The organism is Streptomyces sp. NPDC002619, from assembly GCF_042889305.1.
Taxonomy (GTDB): Bacteria; Actinomycetota; Actinomycetes; order Streptomycetales; family Streptomycetaceae; genus Streptomyces.
In genome coordinates this window covers 1-15,019 of the sequence record NZ_JBIAQV010000085.1, presented here as the reverse complement: position 1 = coordinate 15,019, position 15,019 = coordinate 1, and the positions used below count along the sequence as shown (strand labels likewise).

Genomic DNA, 15,019 nt, shown 5'->3' with positions numbered 1-15,019 from the left:
CCTTGGCCGCCGACGACGACGAAGCCGGCCCCCTGTTCGAGGCAGCCCTGTCCCTGCCCGAAGCCGCCAAGTGGCCATGGGAACACGCCCGCATCGAGCTGGCCTACGGGCAGTGGCTACGCCGCACCCGCGACCCCCGCGCCCGCCTGCACCTGGGCGCCGCCCTCGCAACCTTCGACCGGCTCGGCGCCCAAACGATGGCGCAGCGGGCCCGCAACGAGCTACGTGCCACCGGCGTTGCCACCACCACTGGGCCCGACGCGCCGACAGCCGCACTGACCGCCCAGGAACGGCAGATCGCCGAACTGGCCGTCACCGGCCTGACCAACAAGCAGATCGGCGAACGGCTGTTCCTGTCCCACCGCACGGTCGGCTCCCACCTGTACCGGCTCTACCCCAAACTCGGCATCACCTCACGCGTCGGGCTCCGCGCCGCCCTGGAGGCGATGGCACCCGGCGAGGACGACCAGGCCGCACAGGCGGTATCCCTCACCGAAGACCAAGACAGCCGGCAATCCCGTCCTGCCATGCATGACTGAACCTTGCCGAATCGCATGACCAGGTGGTGGTCAACGCACTCATCGTGCTGAAGTGCCGGCGTTCCACCGATCACTGGCCCAGGCGTTCGGGTGTGCCCGCGTCGTGTTCAACGACGTCGTGCGCGCCCGCGAGACTGCCCGCAAGGCGGGCGAACCATGCTCCAGCGCCGGGCAGTTGTCGAAGGACCTGATCACCCGGGCCAAGCAGAGCGAGGCGCGCTCCTGGCTGGGCGAGGTGTCCTCGGTGGTGCTCCAGCAGGCCCTGCGCGATGCGGAGGCCGCTTACCGCAACTTCTTCGCCTCCCTCAAGGGCGAGCGCAAGGGTGCGAGGGTAGGAGCGCCCCGGTTCAAGTCCCGCAAGGATGCCCGCCAGTCGATCCGCTTCACGGCCAATGCCCGCTGGGCGGTCAACAAAAGCGGGCGGCTGAACCTGCCGAAGATCGGCGCGGTGAAGGTGAAGTGGTCCCGCACCCTGCCCGTCCGGCCCAGCTCGGTCACCGTGGTCAAGGATGCGGCCGGGCGGTACTTCGCGTCCTTCGTCATCGACACCGACCCGGCCGCCGACGCCATCCGCATGCCCGCCACCGACCAGAGCGTCGGCATCGACCTCGGACTCACCCACTTCGCGGTGCTGTCCGACGGCACGAAGATCGACTCTCCCAGGTTTCTACGCCGGGAGAAGAAACTGAAGAAGGCCCAGCGGGAGCTGTCCCGCAAGCAGAAGGGATCCAAGAACCGGGAGAAAGCCCGGGTGAAGGTCGCCCGCGCCCACGCACACGTGGCCGACGCGCGCCGCGAATTCCACCACCAGCTCTCCACCAAGCTGATCCGCGAGAACCAAGCAATCGGCGTGGAGGACCTGGCGGTCAGGGGACTGGCGCGCACCAGGCTGGCCAAAAGTGTGCATGACGCAGGCTGGGCACAGTTCGTGCACATGCTGGAATACAAAGCGGTCAGGTACGGGCGGACCTCTGTGAAGACCGGACGGTTCGAGCCGACCAGCCAGGTCTGCTCGGCGTGCGGCGTCAACGACGGCCCCAAACCCCTGCACATCAGGGAGTGGACCTGTGCCGCCTGCAACACGGTCCATGACCGGGACCACAATGCCGCCAAGAACGTGAAAACGGCCGCCGGACTGGCGGTCGCAGCCTGTGGAGCGCAGGTAAGGCCAGGATCCCTCCCGGCACCGCGCGACGAAGCAGGAAGCCACGGATTCTCCACCGAACCCCGTGCCGCGTAGCGGCACGGCAACAGACGAGAAGGCCAGAATCCTCGGGCTTCAGCCCGAGGAGCAAGTCAAATGGCTGTCTACGGCACCAGTTGGGGAATCGCCGGGATCGCCGCTCCCGTGGTCGGCACCCGGCTGCTGCAGTACATGGGAGCGAGCACGCTGTGGCTCGCCATGTCCGGTGCCTGTCTCGCCCTGGCCATCACCCAGCCGTTCCTTGCCCGTGCCGTCGCCGCACGCACGTCCCCACTGGCCGCGACGGCATCCCCGAGCGCACCCTCAGTCGAGAACCCCGTGCCATAGGACGGATGGCGCGGCCAACCGTACGACCTGCCCCAGAGAGCGTGCCGGGCGGCTTGTGATCACCGTTCCGGCGGCTGGGGCTGGGCGGGAAGGAGTCGAGCGACGGGTCCTGGCACGGCCGGTTGCTGGCGGAGTTGCCGGTTCTCCAGGGTTAGCTGATTGACTACCCGGACGAGGCTCGCGACGCACGAGGCCATGGTGCTGTGGTCGATGACCATGCTGATGAGCGGCCGCCTTGCCGGACGCCGCCCGGGTGCCTTAGCCGGCCGGCACCGCGAGCGCGGTGAACACTCCCGGCCGCACCTGGAGGGCCCACCTCCGCTCCACCAGACGTTTCGCCTTCGATCGCAGCCCCTCGACCTTCGCCGGGACGGCCTCCAGCCCCAGCGCCGCGGCCAGTTGCTGGCAGCGCATGCCCTGCCGCCCCGCTTCCGACTCCAGCACCGACAAGATCTGCTGGTGGTCCGGCGCGAGGACCGACGCCGCCATGCCCTCGGCCCGCCGCGGCACTACCGCGCCCGCCGCCTCGCTCCGCGCCGGCTCCGCGAGTTGGACGGCGGCTCGGCCACCGTCACGCGGGCATCCACCAGCCGCTGAAGCGCACGTTCCGCGTCGCCGAGCGCGGCCTGCACCCGCTCGGCCTCCTCCCACAACCGCGCGATCTCTTCCCGGACCCTCTTCTCCGGGGCCTCCAGCGAACCGAGCACCGACGCCATCAGCCACCTCCACGAGCGAGACGAGCGGAACAACCACGTCCATCTCTCCCGCGCCGACCGGAGTTCATGCCCACCCACTCCGAACCAACCGATCACGTTCGGAAAGTGGATGGCGTCTTAAATGATCTGGCCCTGAGTCGGGCTCCTGACCTGCGGCGACCAGTTCAGTTGAGACGTGGAGATGCCGGGAATCTCCAGGTGATGTGGTCCCGGGCGGGTGAATGCCGGACGCTGTCTCAGCCGATCTGGTCCCGCTCCGCCGTTTCGAACTGAGCGAGAATCTTGAGCTGCGGCGCCGCCTCGGCCCTGACGCGAGCCGTCACCGATAATCCAGTCGCCAGGACCGGTCCCGTTCGGCAGACTCCAGCCAGTGGACCAAGTAACGAAGATCGCGAACCGGCTGGCCGGCGTCGACGGTGTCGTCGCAGTCTGCCTCGGCGGCAGCCGGGCGCGCGGCACGCATAGGCCCGACTCCGACTTCGATCTTGGCCTCTACTACCGCCCTCCGCTGGACACCGCCGCCCTGCGCCTGCTCGCCACCGAGCTGACCGGCGGCGTGGTCGAGATGACCGAGCCGGGCGGGTGGGGTCCCTGGGTCGACGGCGGTGGCTGGCTGACCGTCGACGGGGCACACATCGACTGGATCTACCGCGACCTGGACCGCGTGCACCGGATCTGGCAGCAGTGCCAGGCCGGGCACTTCGAAGTAGGCACTCAGGCAGGCCACCCGCTCGGGGTCTACTCACACGCCTACGCCGGTGAGGTAGCCCTCGGACGCATCCTCGCCGACCCCACCGGTGAACTGACCGCCTTGCAGGAGCAGATCAGGGCGTCCTACCCACAGCCGCTACGTGAGTCGCTGGTCGCCAACGCGCGATGGGAAGTGCCGTTCGCCTTGTCCATCGCCCGCAAAGGCGTGACCCGTGGCGACGCCTTCTACATCGCCGGCTGCCTGTTCCGCGTGGTGGGACTCCTCGTGCACGCCCTGCACGCCCAGGCCGGGTGCTGGGTGCTCAACGAGAAAGGAGCCGTCCAGGCGGCAGGACAGCTTCCAACCGCTCCGGCCAACTTCTCCGCACGCGCCCACGCCCTGTTCGGCGCCCTCGGCGCCACCCCGGACGAGCTCACCACCGCGATCGACGACGCGGACCAGCTGGCCGCCGATGTCCTGGACAACCTTTCACCCTCACCGGGGTGACGGGGCGTACTGTCACGGGCACGACCGCAAGTGTTCTACCTGCACGAATACGGCCCGCACACCCGTTTGCCACGGATACGTTCTGCAACACCCCGTACATGGACGCCGCCGTGAACCAGCTACGTGCGGACGGCTTCGACGTCCGCGACGAAGACGTCGCCCGCCTCTCACCGTTCGTACGGCACCACATCAACATGCACGGCCGGTACTCCTTCCAACCGCCCGACCAGCCGGGCGGACTGCGCCCGCTGCGCGACCCGGACGCACGCAAGGATGAGTGACGGGCGTCCCCACCGGTACGACGGGTAGCTCGGGGCATCATGTACGGATGAGGGGGAATGCCGTGCGGTTTAGTCAACTGGCGCTACGCCTTGGCGTAGCTGCCTTACTTGTTGCTGCCGTGGCCGTGGCCGTGGCTGTACCCGGGGTCGGCAAGTGGATCTTGACAGCAACCCTGGCAGGGATCGCCTCCGCCATTGGCGGTCTCGTGACGCGCGGGGCAGACAGGGCCATCACGCGCGGCCGTGAGGCCGTACGGGACCCGACATCGCCGCCCCCAATCGTCGCCAAAGCTTTTCAAGGCGTAGACCTGCGTGGGCACATTGGCCCCCATGCCCGAAGACCTCGAAGGGCGGAGAAACTCCAATAGCTGGGTAGCCATTGGGTCCACCAGCGTGCATCTCACCGTCGAAGCTGCCGTGGATCGTGCCGTGATCATCACCGGCCTCAGCATGCAAGTCGAGTCGCGTTCTACCCCGCCAGCTATCGACCCCAATAGCGTGTCCGTGCCCAGGCCACAGCCGATGAGCGTGCATACGTTCGACTTCCACATCGGCGAAGTGGACCTCAGCGCCCATACCTACTTCGCGAAGCCAGCTGACGGAGTACCGGACTTCCCGTACACGGTTTCGCCCCTTGATCCCGAGTACTTCATCATCCGGACCAAGCTCAGCGCACCAGGAGATGTCAAGTGGCGCGTCCTGGTTCACTGGACGTACAGCGGGCAATCGGGCATGGTGATCGCCGACGCAAAGGGACAGCCCTTCCGGCTCGTGGCGCCTGGGTTGCGTCGCCGACAAGAGTGACGGCACACGGCTGTGCGAGCAACGCCGAAGCGGCGCTCTAAGTCAACGACGACAGCACCACCGCCACCGGACCCCTGATCGACGACATCGTCCGCGAAAGTGCGAGGAGAATGCTCGCCGCCGCGCTAGAGGCCGAAGTCGACCAGTAAATAGCTGAGTTGGCGCACAAGAAGGACGAGCGGGGACGCCGCGTGGTCGTGCGTAAGCCGTCACCGGCTCCGGACGGTGACGACCTCTGCCGGAGCGGTCGAGGTGAAGGCGCCGCGAGTGAACGACTGGCGTAGCGCTCGATGATCACGGAGCGCGCATCAGGTCGACGGGGTCGTCGACCCCGAGGAGGAGCACATGGTGTTCGACGGTCTCGGTGACGTCGGCGGTGACTTTTTCGACGTCGAGGCGCAGCCGGATGTGGCCGGCGCCTTCGCCGTTGGCCGCGAGGTCGTGTTCCAGCTCGTCGTCGAGGCGGTCCAGGGCGGCCTCGACCGCGGCGTAGTCGGCCACGCCGTGGGCGAGGAGCTGGCGGGTGGCGGTGTCGCGGAGCTGATAGCTGGGCATGGGGGATCGTCCTCCAGCTGGTGGGGTGATCAGGTGGTCGGGTCGGTGAGCAGGGGGCGTGCCGCGTTCACCGCGCGGGACCAGACGTCGGGGCTGCCGCCGTGCTCGCGGGCGAGAGAGGCGGCAAGCCCCCGGATGTCACCACGCTTGCGTAGGGCGGCCAGGGCGATGTCGGCGCGCTGGTCGGCTTCCGAACGGGGCGGCGCGGCCGCGGGGCGGCGCTCGAGCGCGTTGCGTACGACGTACTCCCAGGACCTCTGCGGCCCCCCGTACTGCACGCTGAGCTCCGCGGCCAGCCCCGGGCGGTAGCCGTCACGCTCGATCGCCTCGGCAGCGAACTGCTCGGCGAGCTGCGTGGCCGTGAGCGGCTCACCGCCGGCGCGGGCGCTCAGCTCGGCCGCGAGGACCTCCTCGAGGGCCGAAGGCCGGCCGACGGGCGCCTCGGGCTGCGGCCCCGGACGGCGGCCGGCCTTGCCGAGTTTGTCCCCGGTGCGCTTGTAGTCGAAGTCCTGCAGGTCGCCGACACGGAAGCCGGGGATCATGCGGCCGGTAGGACCCTCGACCCCGCCAACGGAGTCCGGGAAGTAGCCGGGGTTCGCCTGCTGGTACTTGCGGATCACTGGGGCCCCGCTGAAGTTCAGCAGCTCGGCGGCCTTGTTGATGGAGACGACGTCCTCGGGGCCGAGCTCGTACAGCTCGGGGTCGGCCTTGAGGACTTTGCTCGCCTTCTCCTGCTGGAACCACGTGTGGAAAACGCGGAACTGCTGCTCGTCGTAGAAGTCGGTCCCGTCGATCCGCTCCTTCTCCGGGTGACGGTGCTCCTCCGGCTGCTCGTCCCGCACCTTGTACCAGCGGGCCGCGGTGCCGACGCTGGCGCCGGTGAACTCGCGGATCCAATCGCGGTTGACGACGGCACGGCCGTCGACGAGGCGACGCTGCGGGTTCAGGGGCTTGGTCATGCACTCTCCGGTTCGGGCTGCCGCCCTATACTTGGGGCCTGCTCCTCTATGTTCCTCCGGCACTTATGCGCCGGCGGGCGAGTCGAGTTGGTGAAGGTGGTCGGCGGGTCGTTCGGCCGGGGTTGCCGCTCTGGGCCGACACTCCTGAGGGGTGCCTTCCGCCGCCCACCGCTTTTGCCGCTAGTTTTGCGTAATCAATATGGCGCTCTTGATGAATGGCTGTCAATCGAGCACGGCCAGCCGTAGCACCGCCCGTACGATGATCGCGTGACAGCCCGCCGCACCCTCGGCGCTGGCCCCCAGGCCACGCACACCATCCGCGCCGCCCAGGCCGACCTGCTCGACTCCCTGCCCGGAGCCCACCTCCCCGACCTTGACGAACTGCGGGCCCGGGGCGTGTTCGGCGTGCACCCGACGACGACCCCGGCACCGCGGCGGACCCTCGGAGCCGGCGGCCGCGTCGACGAGGAGCCGACTCCCACTGTCTGAGTTGGCCTACTGGCTGGCTTCGGTGTGTTCGCCGATCGCGGCGGCGACATCGAGCAGGGTGTAGGCGATAGCTGCCAGACCCTCGCCCACGGCGTCAGTTCGGTACTCGTCACCCGTCCGACCCGCCGCCGCGTAGTCCCCGTACACGCTCTTCTGCGACATCCTCGCCCCTCCCTACGCCACCAGTCCCTCCGGCAGCCACAGCCGCCTCCTCCGCCGACCGCACCGTGAATCGCCCGGTCTCTGCCAGTATTCCGAGGCCAGCGGCGGCCCCGCCCGCTCAGTTTCGCGGCGCCGGCAGGCTGGGGCGTGAGTCGCCCGCCACCAGCGACGTCTCGGCACACTCACCCCACCGCAGCCGCGCCCAGAGGGCCGAGGCCGCGTCGCGGGCGAGCAGGACCATGAGCAAGTCGTGCGCTGGTGCCGTGAGTTCTGCGTCGATGTCGGAGAGACCTGGAGGCAGCGGCCGTGGAGGGTGGCTCCGCGGTGTTGTCGGTGGTCGTTTCGTCGTGGGCAACGCGCAGTGTCCGTACGACGGGAACGATGGTGAGGTCGTTCCGTTCGCCGCTGCCGGGTCGGTATCGCGCGCGGCGCCGTAGCCGAGCGACGACCAACGCGCCAGCTACGAGAGCGGCCAGACCCGTACCGACAAAGGCTCCAGTAGGGAGGCTGACGCCGGGGTTGGCACGCTCCTGGGATTCCTGAGTACCGGGAAGGTGGGGCGGAGTCGTCGGCGTCATGGTCGGCGCGCGCGTGTCGGCTGGCGGATGTGGGGTGGCTGGGTCCGTTGGTGTGCTGGGGCTCGGTGCCGTGGGCGAGGTTGTCGGCGAATTGCCGGGCTGCGGAGGCGGGGTCCGCTGGGAGTCGGCGTCGGGCTGGTGGTCGGGCAGGCGGAGGATCCAGCCGGGCCGGATCAGGTGCGGGTCGGTGAGGGTGCGGCCGTCGGGTTGGGGTTGTAGGTGCCTTGTATGCCGAGGCTGCGGTAGACGTGGCCGGGCGTTTCACCGTTCGGGTCCACACCGGCACGGGCCGCGGCTACCGCCCAGTCGCGGGTGTGGTCCTGGCGGAGGGATTCATCCTGTGGTGCGGATGTGCTGGCGGCGGTACTCGCCAGGGGCTTTTCCGTACTCGCGCTTGAAGGCGCGGTTGAATGCGGATTCGGAGGTGTAGCCGGTCAGCCGGGCGATGGTGTGCAGGGGCGTGTCGTCGAGGCGTAGCAGGGCGCCGGCCGAGGTCATCCGCCACCAGGTGAGGTAGGTGAGTGGTGGTTTGCCGACGAGGGTGGTGAAGCGGCGGGCAAATGCTGCTCGTGACAGCCCTGCGCGTGTGCCCAGTTCTTCCACTGTCCAGGGGTGGGTGGGGTCACGGTGGAGGTGATGCAGTGCGATGCTGACCGCCGGATCGGACAGGGCTGCTGCCCAGCCGGTGGTGGCGCTCTGGGCCCGCTCCTTGTACCAGGCACGCAGGATGTACAGCAGCATCGTGTCCAGCAGGCTGGAGACGATGGCGTCGGAACCGGGGTTGTGCTCGTTGAGCTCGTCGCCGAGGAGGGCGACGACGGCCGAGAGGGGAGCCTGCCGGCTTACGCGTGCGGGCAGGTGGATGAGGTCCGGGAGCTCTGCCAGGAGCGGGTGCGAGCGGGCGCGGTTGAGCTGGTAGGAACCGCAGATGAGTACGGTGGCGGCCTCCGTGCGCTGAATTTCGCTACGGGGGATCCAGGCGTCGTCCAGGTCCTGAGTGGCGTCGACGAGCGCACTTGAAGGGTGGTCGGCAAGGGCCATCTCCTGCCCGTGAGAGACGAAAACCACGTCGCCCGCCGCGAGAGCCACCGGTGCGGCGTTGCGCGACAGCAGCCAGCACCCGCCCTCAAGCACCACGTGGAACCCTGGGCCACTGGTCGGCGCGAAGCGCAGGCCCCAGGGTGCGGTGAGATGGGTACGTGCCGAGTGCGGTCGACCGGTCCGGATCGTAGCTACCGCGTCACTGACGACGTCCATGAGTGAAACTCTACATTGGAGGGCTCATGCGAGACGCACAGTCAAGGAAACGAGACTTTTAAGCATGGATCGTCTTGCCAGATGGCTCTAACGTCGGAATGCGTCAGGTGCCCCGGGTCGGCCGGCCACCGACAGCATCCCGAGACTGAGGAACCATGACCCCCATTGCTTCACCCGTTTCCCGTTTTGCTGCAGAGAGCGGCGAGTTCGCTGGAAAGCGTGCCCTGGTGACAGGAGGGACGCGTGGGATCGGCGCAGCGATCGTCGACAGGCTCACCAGGGCCGGTGCCGCGGTTGCCTTCACTGCCCGCTCTGCGTCCGCGCAGGAGAGCGAGCTGTTCGTGCAGGCCGACATCGGCACCCGGGAGGGGATCGAAGTGGTCACCCGGCACGTGAACGAGCGTCTGGGCGGGGTCGATATTCTCGTCCACAACGTGGGCACCGACGGAGACCAGCATGTTCCGCTGCTGACGCAGCAGGACGCTGTGTGGCAGTTCGTCATGGACGTCAATCTTTTCGCTCCCGCACGGCTCGACCGGGCGCTGGTGCCCGGCATGGTTGAACGTGGCGCGGGAGCTGTTGTCCATATCTCCTCGCTCTCCCGCTCGATCCCGGGCGCGAACCGAGTTCCGTACGGATCGGCCAAGGCTGCCTTGTCCCACTACAGCAAGGGGCTGGCCAACGAAGTCGCCCCGAGGGGGGTCCGCGTCAACAGTGTCACTCCCGGTTTCACCGAGAGTGACTGGGGCCGCTCCTTCGTCGCGACCTTCGCGGACAAGGCGGGAGTCGACTACGAAGAAGGCCGCCGGATGGTCATGAACGGGATCGGTGGCATTCCCCTCGGCCGGCCGGCACACCCCGAGGAGGTGGCCGAACTGGTGGCCTTCCTGGTCTCGGACCGGGCGTCATCGATCATCGGCGCCGAACACGTCATCGACGGCGGCACCAGGCCCACTGTCTGATCTGACGCCCACCGGTCGGCGTTCCCCTTTCGGTGCCGACAACGTCACCGAAAGACACAGGGGAGCCCCGAACTGAACCCGTAATCCCCCCCCCGCACAACCCAATTCACGGTCTCAGCACTATCCAGCAAGGAGCTGCAACTCCCATGAACGCCACCCCCATCGAGCTGCCCGACGCGGTGAGCCGCTATCTGGAGGCTCACCGCGTCCGGAACACCCCGACCGCCCTCTCGGCGTTCCACGAGAGTGCCACCGTCACCGACGAGGGCGTCACCCACACCGGCACCGCCGCCATCGAGACGTGGCTCAGCACAGCAGCGAGCGAGTTCACTTTCACCACCGAACGGCTCGGCGCCGAGCAACTGGACGACACCCACTGGGTCGTAACGAACCGGCTGGAGGGCGACTTCCCCGGCGGGCGCGCCGATCTCCGCTACCGCTTCACGCTACGCTCCGGCCTGATCGGGGACCTCACGATCGCGCCCTGACCACGGCCACTGCCTGAAAAACTCTCTGTACCTCAGGGCAGTGGCCGCGACGATTTCCCGGCCCTTGGCACCCCCGCCGGCCCCTCAGCTGTCACGATCGACCGACACGGAATCGAGGGCGGCCTTGGCGGCGCTCCCCACCTGCGTTTTCGCCTGGCAGCACGCAGGCCGAGATCGACGTGCCGGCGAGCGCGACAGCGCAACAGGTCGGCCAGGGAAAGGTCCAGGTCGTCGGCGTCCGGCCTGCCCCCGCGACAGACACCCTCACGCTCCAGACGAGACCGGGCGGCGTCGACGAAGCCCATCAGCGGGTGATGAACATAGGTCTTCTTCCAGGTCGGGCCGCGTCCTGCTTGTCCGAGTGCGTGACAAGCAGGACGCCGTCCAGGTCGACCGTCACCTCTCCGCCCGCATCCGGGGACACATGCCGCGGAGGTCTCCGTCCAGGTGCGGCCGCAGTCCTCGCACCGTACGACCGGTGGCTCCCCGTCACCGCCCTCGACCACCAGCTGGCCGCCGCGGGGCATCGGGCACGGCTCGGGCACGACCTCCCGTCGACGGGCGTCACCGAGTGTTCGACGGATCAGCTCGGCGGCCTTCGCAGCAATTTCCGCGACCAACTGGACCTCGTCCTGGGTGCGAGCGGAACGGGCCCGGCGTACCGGTGACGCGTAGCGAGAGCCACTCCGCCGCGGTGGGAGCGTCGCGCTGGCCGGTGAACCTCCAGCGACGCGGGTCGGCCGCGTCCTTCGCGGCCAGGAGGACGGCAGCGCGGTGTCGCTCCAGCCATGCCCGGTCGGCGCGCGAAAGGCTGGCCGCTGAACCCTGCTCGCGAGCCAGTCGGCGGCCGTGACCAACCCGGTCTCGTTGGTCGTCACGACCGTCAGCCCGGCCATGCCGATCACGGGATGGCCATGCCGGTGGGCTATGTGTGGGCCAGGCGGCCCCTCACGCGCTGTGAAACGGCCCCTGACCAGTGCGTTTTTGCCGCACGCTTGACACTCTTGAAAACCGACGCTGCACGAGCGGTAGAACTTTCCCTACTTCCTTCAAGGTGGTGCGATGCAGTTGCCGCCTCGACAGTGGCAGCGTCCCGGATACCCAGGCAGCGCAGATCGCTGATGATCACCGCCGGACGGCGGCGGAGACCCGCCTCTGACGCACGGATACGCGGATGTCCCTGACCGCCTCGCGTGCCGCACGGGTGGGGGCGTGCGGGATGTCGGACAATGGAACCCCGGCCCGATTACGGCGGGCCGGGGTTTCTCATCGTGCAACCGGCTCGGGACTACCAGCCGTAGTGGCGCCTGATCACCCGGAAGCTGCCGACCACGCCGTCCTCGACGTGGATGCCGTCGGTGTGACGGGCGTTCACGCCATCGCTCTGGCTGAAGGGGCCGACGACGGCGATGGGAGCGCCGTTGTCGCAGACCGCCCCACGGAAGACCTCGACCGTCCTGCGGCTCTCGTTGCGGATGTTCAGGGTCCTGGCACCCAGGCCACTGACCACGGTGATGCAGTCGCCCGCACGGGAGGAGTACGACCGCTCGTTGACCTGGATCCGCCCCTCGAAGTCCCTGTCCTCGTCGTTGTTATTGCCTCCGAAGCCGTTGCCTCCGAAGCCGTTGCCTCCGAAGCCGTTGCCTCCGAAGCCGTTGCCTCCGAAGCCGTTGCCTCCGAAGCCGTTGCCTCCGAAGCCGATGCCGCCGTTGTTGCCGAAGGGTACCGCCACGCCGCCCGCCGGGGCCGGTGCCACGCCGCCCGCCGGGGCCGGTGCCACGCCGCCGCCCGCCGCCATGCCGTCGGCCGGGGCCGCCGCCGGGGCCGCCGCCGGGGCCGCCGCCGGGGCCGGTGCCGGGGCCGGGGCCGGGGCCGGGGCGACCTGGGCCAGCGGCGCGGAGTCGGCCGAGGCATACGTGATGCCGGTCACAGCCAGGGCCGCGGCAGCCACGACACCGGCGGTGACAATCCTGGAACGGGGGGTCTTCATGTTGCTGCTCCTGTCTCTGAGACACCGGCTCAGTTGCCCGGCGTGTTGAACGTACTAATGCCCCCCATACCTGTCATGTCGGGAATATCAGAGAGCTGCTGCCAGGCCGCCGATCGGGCTATTCGCAGCACCCGCAGGCCGCTTCCCTCACGATTGGTGGTGCGTCAAATAGTCATGAAAATAAGCAGATTGGCATACTATTAGCCCTTTAGGGTGATCTCCTGACGCCTGTTCACCCCGTCGGACAGCGTGTCGCTGCGGACAGCGTGTCGCTGCGGACAGGATGAGGCGGGTGCGGTATAGAGACTGGCCAAGACACGTGCAGAACCCTGCACACCGGGGCCGCACGCCGCAGGCCGTGCTGCCGCGCGTCGGACGACCGGCCTCGCTGCTCGCATGGCTGGATCTCGGAGACCTCACCTGCATACGGAGCGGACGGCCGGCAGGCTTCCCTGAGGACGGCTTCACCGTTACCGCGCGCCGTGCCCCCAGAGGGTACGAAAAGATCTCTTGGCACCGTTTCTCATGGCGAGCTGTCCGTCCGGCATCATGGTCTGCCGGGTCACAGCGGAGCATGAGGGATGCGTACTGCAGGTGTCTGGCAGCGAGCAGGCTGCGTTGACGGAGCTGCGGCAGCAACGTTGGCCCGACTGTGATCCCGTTGGGCACATGCTGCGTGGCCCGTACCGGGACGTGTGGGTGCGCTTCCACGGCTTGCCGGGCTCGAAGCGGTATGCCGAGGACGAGAGCGAGTACGCCGTTGTCCTGGAGCGCTACAACACGTGCTGGACGAACTGTTCGCGGGTACGGACGTCTACGTGATCCGTCCCGTGTGGACGACCGAGCCTGACGCCCCTGCCCCCCTGCCCACGCACACAATGCGGGCTATTGGTGGACCCGGACCGAGGACATTGAGAGTTTCGACTACGTCAGACAGTCGGTTGAACTGTCCGTCTCGACTCGTCGGCGTCCAGTGGCGTGGCGAGGAACCGGGCGCCGCGTCGGGTATGCCGTTCTTCGTGCTGATGCCCCAAGTGGAGACGTGCCCGGCAAGTTCCGCCGGCGAGTCTTCTGGATCAAGGATTACGACAGGTCCGAGCAGCCGAACGGGACGTACAGCCAGTCAGCACCCAGCGAAGCCGTCGACCCGAGGACCGTCGCGCCAGGGGTCTGGGGCGAACTCACCGAACGAGCATGGGGATCACCACTGCCGGAGGCGTGAATTCGAGGGCAGTGAGGTGATCTCAGCAAGATCGGCTTGATGTAAGCGGTTCTGCCTGTGTCTGTGGGGATGGCTGGCTTTAGCGGCTTGATTTGGCCCCACCTGACGGTTTGATTCGGCCCCATCGGTCGGGGTGCCGAATGTTGTGTCGGTTTGATTTGGCCCCACCTGGAGGCTTGACAGGAGCGCTACCCGGTCTACCTCAGGGCGTCGTCGGGCGGCGCCGCGAGCTGGACACGACCATCGCCGCCGATCGCGCACTGATGGACCGCATCGCCGACCTCCAGGCGGCGCACCTCCACCAGCTCGCCGCGCTCCCGACGGCCGCCCGCCCGGCCAGCACCTAGGTCAGGCCCGACGGATGCTCGAGAAGTACCGCGTCCAGCTCTGGGCCCAGCAGCTCGGCACCGCGCAGACGGTCAGCGATGCCCGCATCCGCAAGATGCTGAGTCCGTAGCCGGCCCTACTCAGCGTCCTGTGCCTCGATCAGGTCGAGGTCGCGGACGCAGAAGCCGTGGTGCTCGAAGGTCTCGTTGAGCACCGTGCCGAGGCACTGCCGCACCAAGCGGCCCCGGGCGTACGGCGGCCAGACATCGTCGTCGGGCACCGGCGCTCGCGCTGCGAGCTGCACAGCGGTGACCTCGTCGAGCCAGGCCTCGAGCTCGGCGGCCTGTGCGTCACGCACGCTCACGATCTCGTCGAGGGCCGGATCGAGCGAGAGGTCAAGCCCGTGCGCTCCACGGTAGGGCTCGACGGTCGTCCCGGTGCCCATCGGCGTGAACAGCTCCGTCGAGCCCAGGCAGCAGCGGCGGAACCACGAGTCGTGGACGAAGACCAGGTGGCGCATCGTCTGCACCGCCGACCACTCGTCGTTCACGCTGCGGCGCTCGATGCCGGGCGTACGGCGGATTCGCTCGATCGTGGCGGCCCAGCCGGCATGGAGCTGACGCGATGCCTCGCGCAGATCGGCAGGGTCCTCGGAGCGGATCAGCACCCGCACCGGATGACGCCGGTCGAGCTCTGCCTCGACGTACTCGGTGACCTCGACACCGTTCACCACGAGGTTGGTGATGAGCCCGTCGATCACGGCATCCTGCATGACGACGCCGATCAGGCGTGCCCCGGTCAGATCGCACTCGCGGAACTCCGCACCGTGCAGATCCTCGTCGATATACCGCGTCATGCTCCGCATACTAGTGCCGCATCAGACAACCTTCGCCCTGTTGTGACGCGCCCGCCCTGGTGATCGCCGGCTCGGTGCCGGTCCGTCAAGCTATGCGGGTGGCAG

At 68.3% G+C, this 15,019-nt stretch carries 20 protein-coding genes and 2 pseudogenes; 14 read left to right on the top strand and 8 right to left on the bottom strand.

Going from position 1 to position 15,019, the window contains the following annotated elements:
• The 3 genes from ACFYXB_RS43955 to ACFYXB_RS43945 all read left to right on the top strand — a co-directional run.
• The coding region (locus ACFYXB_RS43955; protein ID WP_389590995.1) for a response regulator transcription factor at nucleotides 1–539 on the top strand (539 nt) is incomplete at its 5' end.
• Between the two features lie 52 nt (nucleotides 540–591).
• The gene (locus tag ACFYXB_RS43950) at nucleotides 592–1,779 is read left to right on the top strand and encodes an RNA-guided endonuclease InsQ/TnpB family protein (protein ID WP_389590993.1); all 1,188 of its coding nucleotides are present in this window, start codon (nucleotides 592–594) and stop codon (nucleotides 1,777–1,779) included.
• A gap of 60 nt (nucleotides 1,780–1,839) precedes the next feature.
• Nucleotides 1,840–2,070, top strand: coding sequence for a hypothetical protein (locus ACFYXB_RS43945; RefSeq protein WP_389590992.1), 231 nt, complete (start codon nucleotides 1,840–1,842; stop codon nucleotides 2,068–2,070).
• Nucleotides 2,071–2,328: 258 nt separating this feature from the next.
• Here the strand turns inward: ACFYXB_RS43945 and ACFYXB_RS43940 are convergent, their stop codons facing one another.
• Together ACFYXB_RS43940 and ACFYXB_RS43935 are read right to left on the bottom strand one after the other, a co-directional pair.
• A complete protein-coding gene (locus tag ACFYXB_RS43940) occupies nucleotides 2,329–2,559 on the bottom strand; it encodes a hypothetical protein (RefSeq protein WP_389590990.1) in 231 nt (76 codons plus the stop codon).
• A 20-nt stretch (nucleotides 2,560–2,579) separates the two neighbouring features.
• On the bottom strand, nucleotides 2,580–2,786 hold the full coding sequence (locus ACFYXB_RS43935; protein ID WP_389590989.1) for a hypothetical protein: 207 nt from the start codon (nucleotides 2,784–2,786) through the stop codon (nucleotides 2,580–2,582).
• Nucleotides 2,787–3,156: 370 nt separating this feature from the next.
• Here ACFYXB_RS43935 and ACFYXB_RS43930 point away from each other — a divergent pair, with 370 nt between their 5' ends.
• The 3 genes and pseudogenes from ACFYXB_RS43930 to ACFYXB_RS43920 all read left to right on the top strand — a co-directional run bounded on the left by ACFYXB_RS43930 (nucleotide 3,157) and on the right by ACFYXB_RS43920 (nucleotide 5,069).
• Nucleotides 3,157–3,984 (top strand): nucleotidyltransferase domain-containing protein, encoded by an 828-nt coding sequence (locus ACFYXB_RS43930; protein WP_389590988.1) that lies wholly within the window; start codon nucleotides 3,157–3,159, stop codon nucleotides 3,982–3,984.
• An 86-nt stretch (nucleotides 3,985–4,070) separates the two neighbouring features.
• Nucleotides 4,071–4,265 (top strand): annotated as a pseudogene (locus ACFYXB_RS43925) (Tn3 family transposase); the annotation flags it as partial.
• Between the two features lie 330 nt (nucleotides 4,266–4,595).
• Nucleotides 4,596–5,069, top strand: coding sequence for a hypothetical protein (locus ACFYXB_RS43920; RefSeq protein WP_389590986.1), 474 nt, complete (start codon nucleotides 4,596–4,598; stop codon nucleotides 5,067–5,069).
• Nucleotides 5,070–5,363: 294 nt separating this feature from the next.
• Here the strand turns inward: ACFYXB_RS43920 and ACFYXB_RS43915 are convergent, their stop codons facing one another.
• Together ACFYXB_RS43915 and ACFYXB_RS43910 are read right to left on the bottom strand one after the other, a co-directional pair.
• On the bottom strand, nucleotides 5,364–5,624 hold the full coding sequence (locus tag ACFYXB_RS43915) for a hypothetical protein (protein WP_389590985.1): 261 nt from the start codon (nucleotides 5,622–5,624) through the stop codon (nucleotides 5,364–5,366).
• A gap of 29 nt (nucleotides 5,625–5,653) precedes the next feature.
• The gene (locus ACFYXB_RS43910) at nucleotides 5,654–6,583 is read right to left on the bottom strand and encodes a hypothetical protein (protein WP_389590984.1); all 930 of its coding nucleotides are present in this window, start codon (nucleotides 6,581–6,583) and stop codon (nucleotides 5,654–5,656) included.
• Between the two features lie 267 nt (nucleotides 6,584–6,850).
• On the opposite strand from ACFYXB_RS43910, the gene ACFYXB_RS43905 reads away from it, so the two are divergent.
• Nucleotides 6,851–7,072, top strand: a complete 222-nt coding sequence (locus tag ACFYXB_RS43905; RefSeq protein ID WP_389590982.1) for a hypothetical protein — start codon at nucleotides 6,851–6,853, stop codon at nucleotides 7,070–7,072.
• A 6-nt stretch (nucleotides 7,073–7,078) separates the two neighbouring features.
• Here ACFYXB_RS43905 and ACFYXB_RS43900 read toward each other — a convergent pair whose 3' ends face one another.
• Nucleotides 7,079–7,234, bottom strand: a complete 156-nt coding sequence (locus tag ACFYXB_RS43900) for a hypothetical protein (protein ID WP_389590980.1) — start codon at nucleotides 7,232–7,234, stop codon at nucleotides 7,079–7,081.
• Between the two features lie 160 nt (nucleotides 7,235–7,394).
• On the opposite strand from ACFYXB_RS43900, the pseudogene ACFYXB_RS43895 reads away from it, so the two are divergent.
• A pseudogene (locus ACFYXB_RS43895) lies at nucleotides 7,395–7,523 on the top strand (GNAT family N-acetyltransferase); the annotation flags it as partial.
• Nucleotides 7,524–8,145: 622 nt separating this feature from the next.
• Here the strand turns inward: ACFYXB_RS43895 and ACFYXB_RS43890 are convergent.
• Nucleotides 8,146–9,069, bottom strand: a complete 924-nt coding sequence (locus ACFYXB_RS43890; RefSeq protein ID WP_389590979.1) for an AraC family transcriptional regulator — start codon at nucleotides 9,067–9,069, stop codon at nucleotides 8,146–8,148.
• A gap of 155 nt (nucleotides 9,070–9,224) precedes the next feature.
• Between ACFYXB_RS43890 and ACFYXB_RS43885 the strand changes: the two genes are divergently transcribed.
• Together ACFYXB_RS43885 and ACFYXB_RS43880 are read left to right on the top strand one after the other, a co-directional pair.
• Nucleotides 9,225–10,031, top strand: a complete 807-nt coding sequence (locus ACFYXB_RS43885) for an SDR family oxidoreductase (protein WP_351367118.1) — start codon at nucleotides 9,225–9,227, stop codon at nucleotides 10,029–10,031.
• Between the two features lie 146 nt (nucleotides 10,032–10,177).
• Entirely contained in the window at nucleotides 10,178–10,519 is a 342-nt protein-coding gene (locus tag ACFYXB_RS43880) for a nuclear transport factor 2 family protein (protein ID WP_389590977.1), read from the top strand.
• 1,288 nt (nucleotides 10,520–11,807) lie between these two features.
• On the opposite strand, the gene ACFYXB_RS43875 is transcribed toward ACFYXB_RS43880, so the two are convergent.
• The gene (locus ACFYXB_RS43875; protein WP_389590976.1) at nucleotides 11,808–12,509 is read right to left on the bottom strand and encodes a hypothetical protein; all 702 of its coding nucleotides are present in this window, start codon (nucleotides 12,507–12,509) and stop codon (nucleotides 11,808–11,810) included.
• A 669-nt stretch (nucleotides 12,510–13,178) separates the two neighbouring features.
• On the opposite strand from ACFYXB_RS43875, the gene ACFYXB_RS43870 reads away from it, so the two are divergent.
• The 4 genes from ACFYXB_RS43870 to ACFYXB_RS43855 all read left to right on the top strand — a co-directional run bounded on the left by ACFYXB_RS43870 (nucleotide 13,179) and on the right by ACFYXB_RS43855 (nucleotide 14,188).
• Nucleotides 13,179–13,331, top strand: coding sequence for a hypothetical protein (locus tag ACFYXB_RS43870; RefSeq protein WP_389590975.1), 153 nt, complete (start codon nucleotides 13,179–13,181; stop codon nucleotides 13,329–13,331).
• Nucleotides 13,332–13,419: 88 nt separating this feature from the next.
• Complete coding sequence (locus ACFYXB_RS43865; protein ID WP_389590997.1) at nucleotides 13,420–13,731, top strand: DUF6009 family protein; 312 nt, start codon at nucleotides 13,420–13,422, stop codon at nucleotides 13,729–13,731.
• Between the two features lie 176 nt (nucleotides 13,732–13,907).
• Complete coding sequence (locus ACFYXB_RS43860) at nucleotides 13,908–14,078, top strand: hypothetical protein (RefSeq protein WP_389590974.1); 171 nt, start codon at nucleotides 13,908–13,910, stop codon at nucleotides 14,076–14,078.
• A 14-nt stretch (nucleotides 14,079–14,092) separates the two neighbouring features.
• The gene (locus tag ACFYXB_RS43855; protein WP_250794102.1) at nucleotides 14,093–14,188 is read left to right on the top strand and encodes a DUF3418 domain-containing protein; all 96 of its coding nucleotides are present in this window, start codon (nucleotides 14,093–14,095) and stop codon (nucleotides 14,186–14,188) included.
• A gap of 6 nt (nucleotides 14,189–14,194) precedes the next feature.
• On the opposite strand, the gene ACFYXB_RS43850 is transcribed toward ACFYXB_RS43855, so the two are convergent.
• Entirely contained in the window at nucleotides 14,195–14,914 is a 720-nt protein-coding gene (locus ACFYXB_RS43850) for a DinB family protein (RefSeq protein WP_389590972.1), read from the bottom strand.
• Between the last annotated feature and the right edge of the window lie 105 nt (nucleotides 14,915–15,019).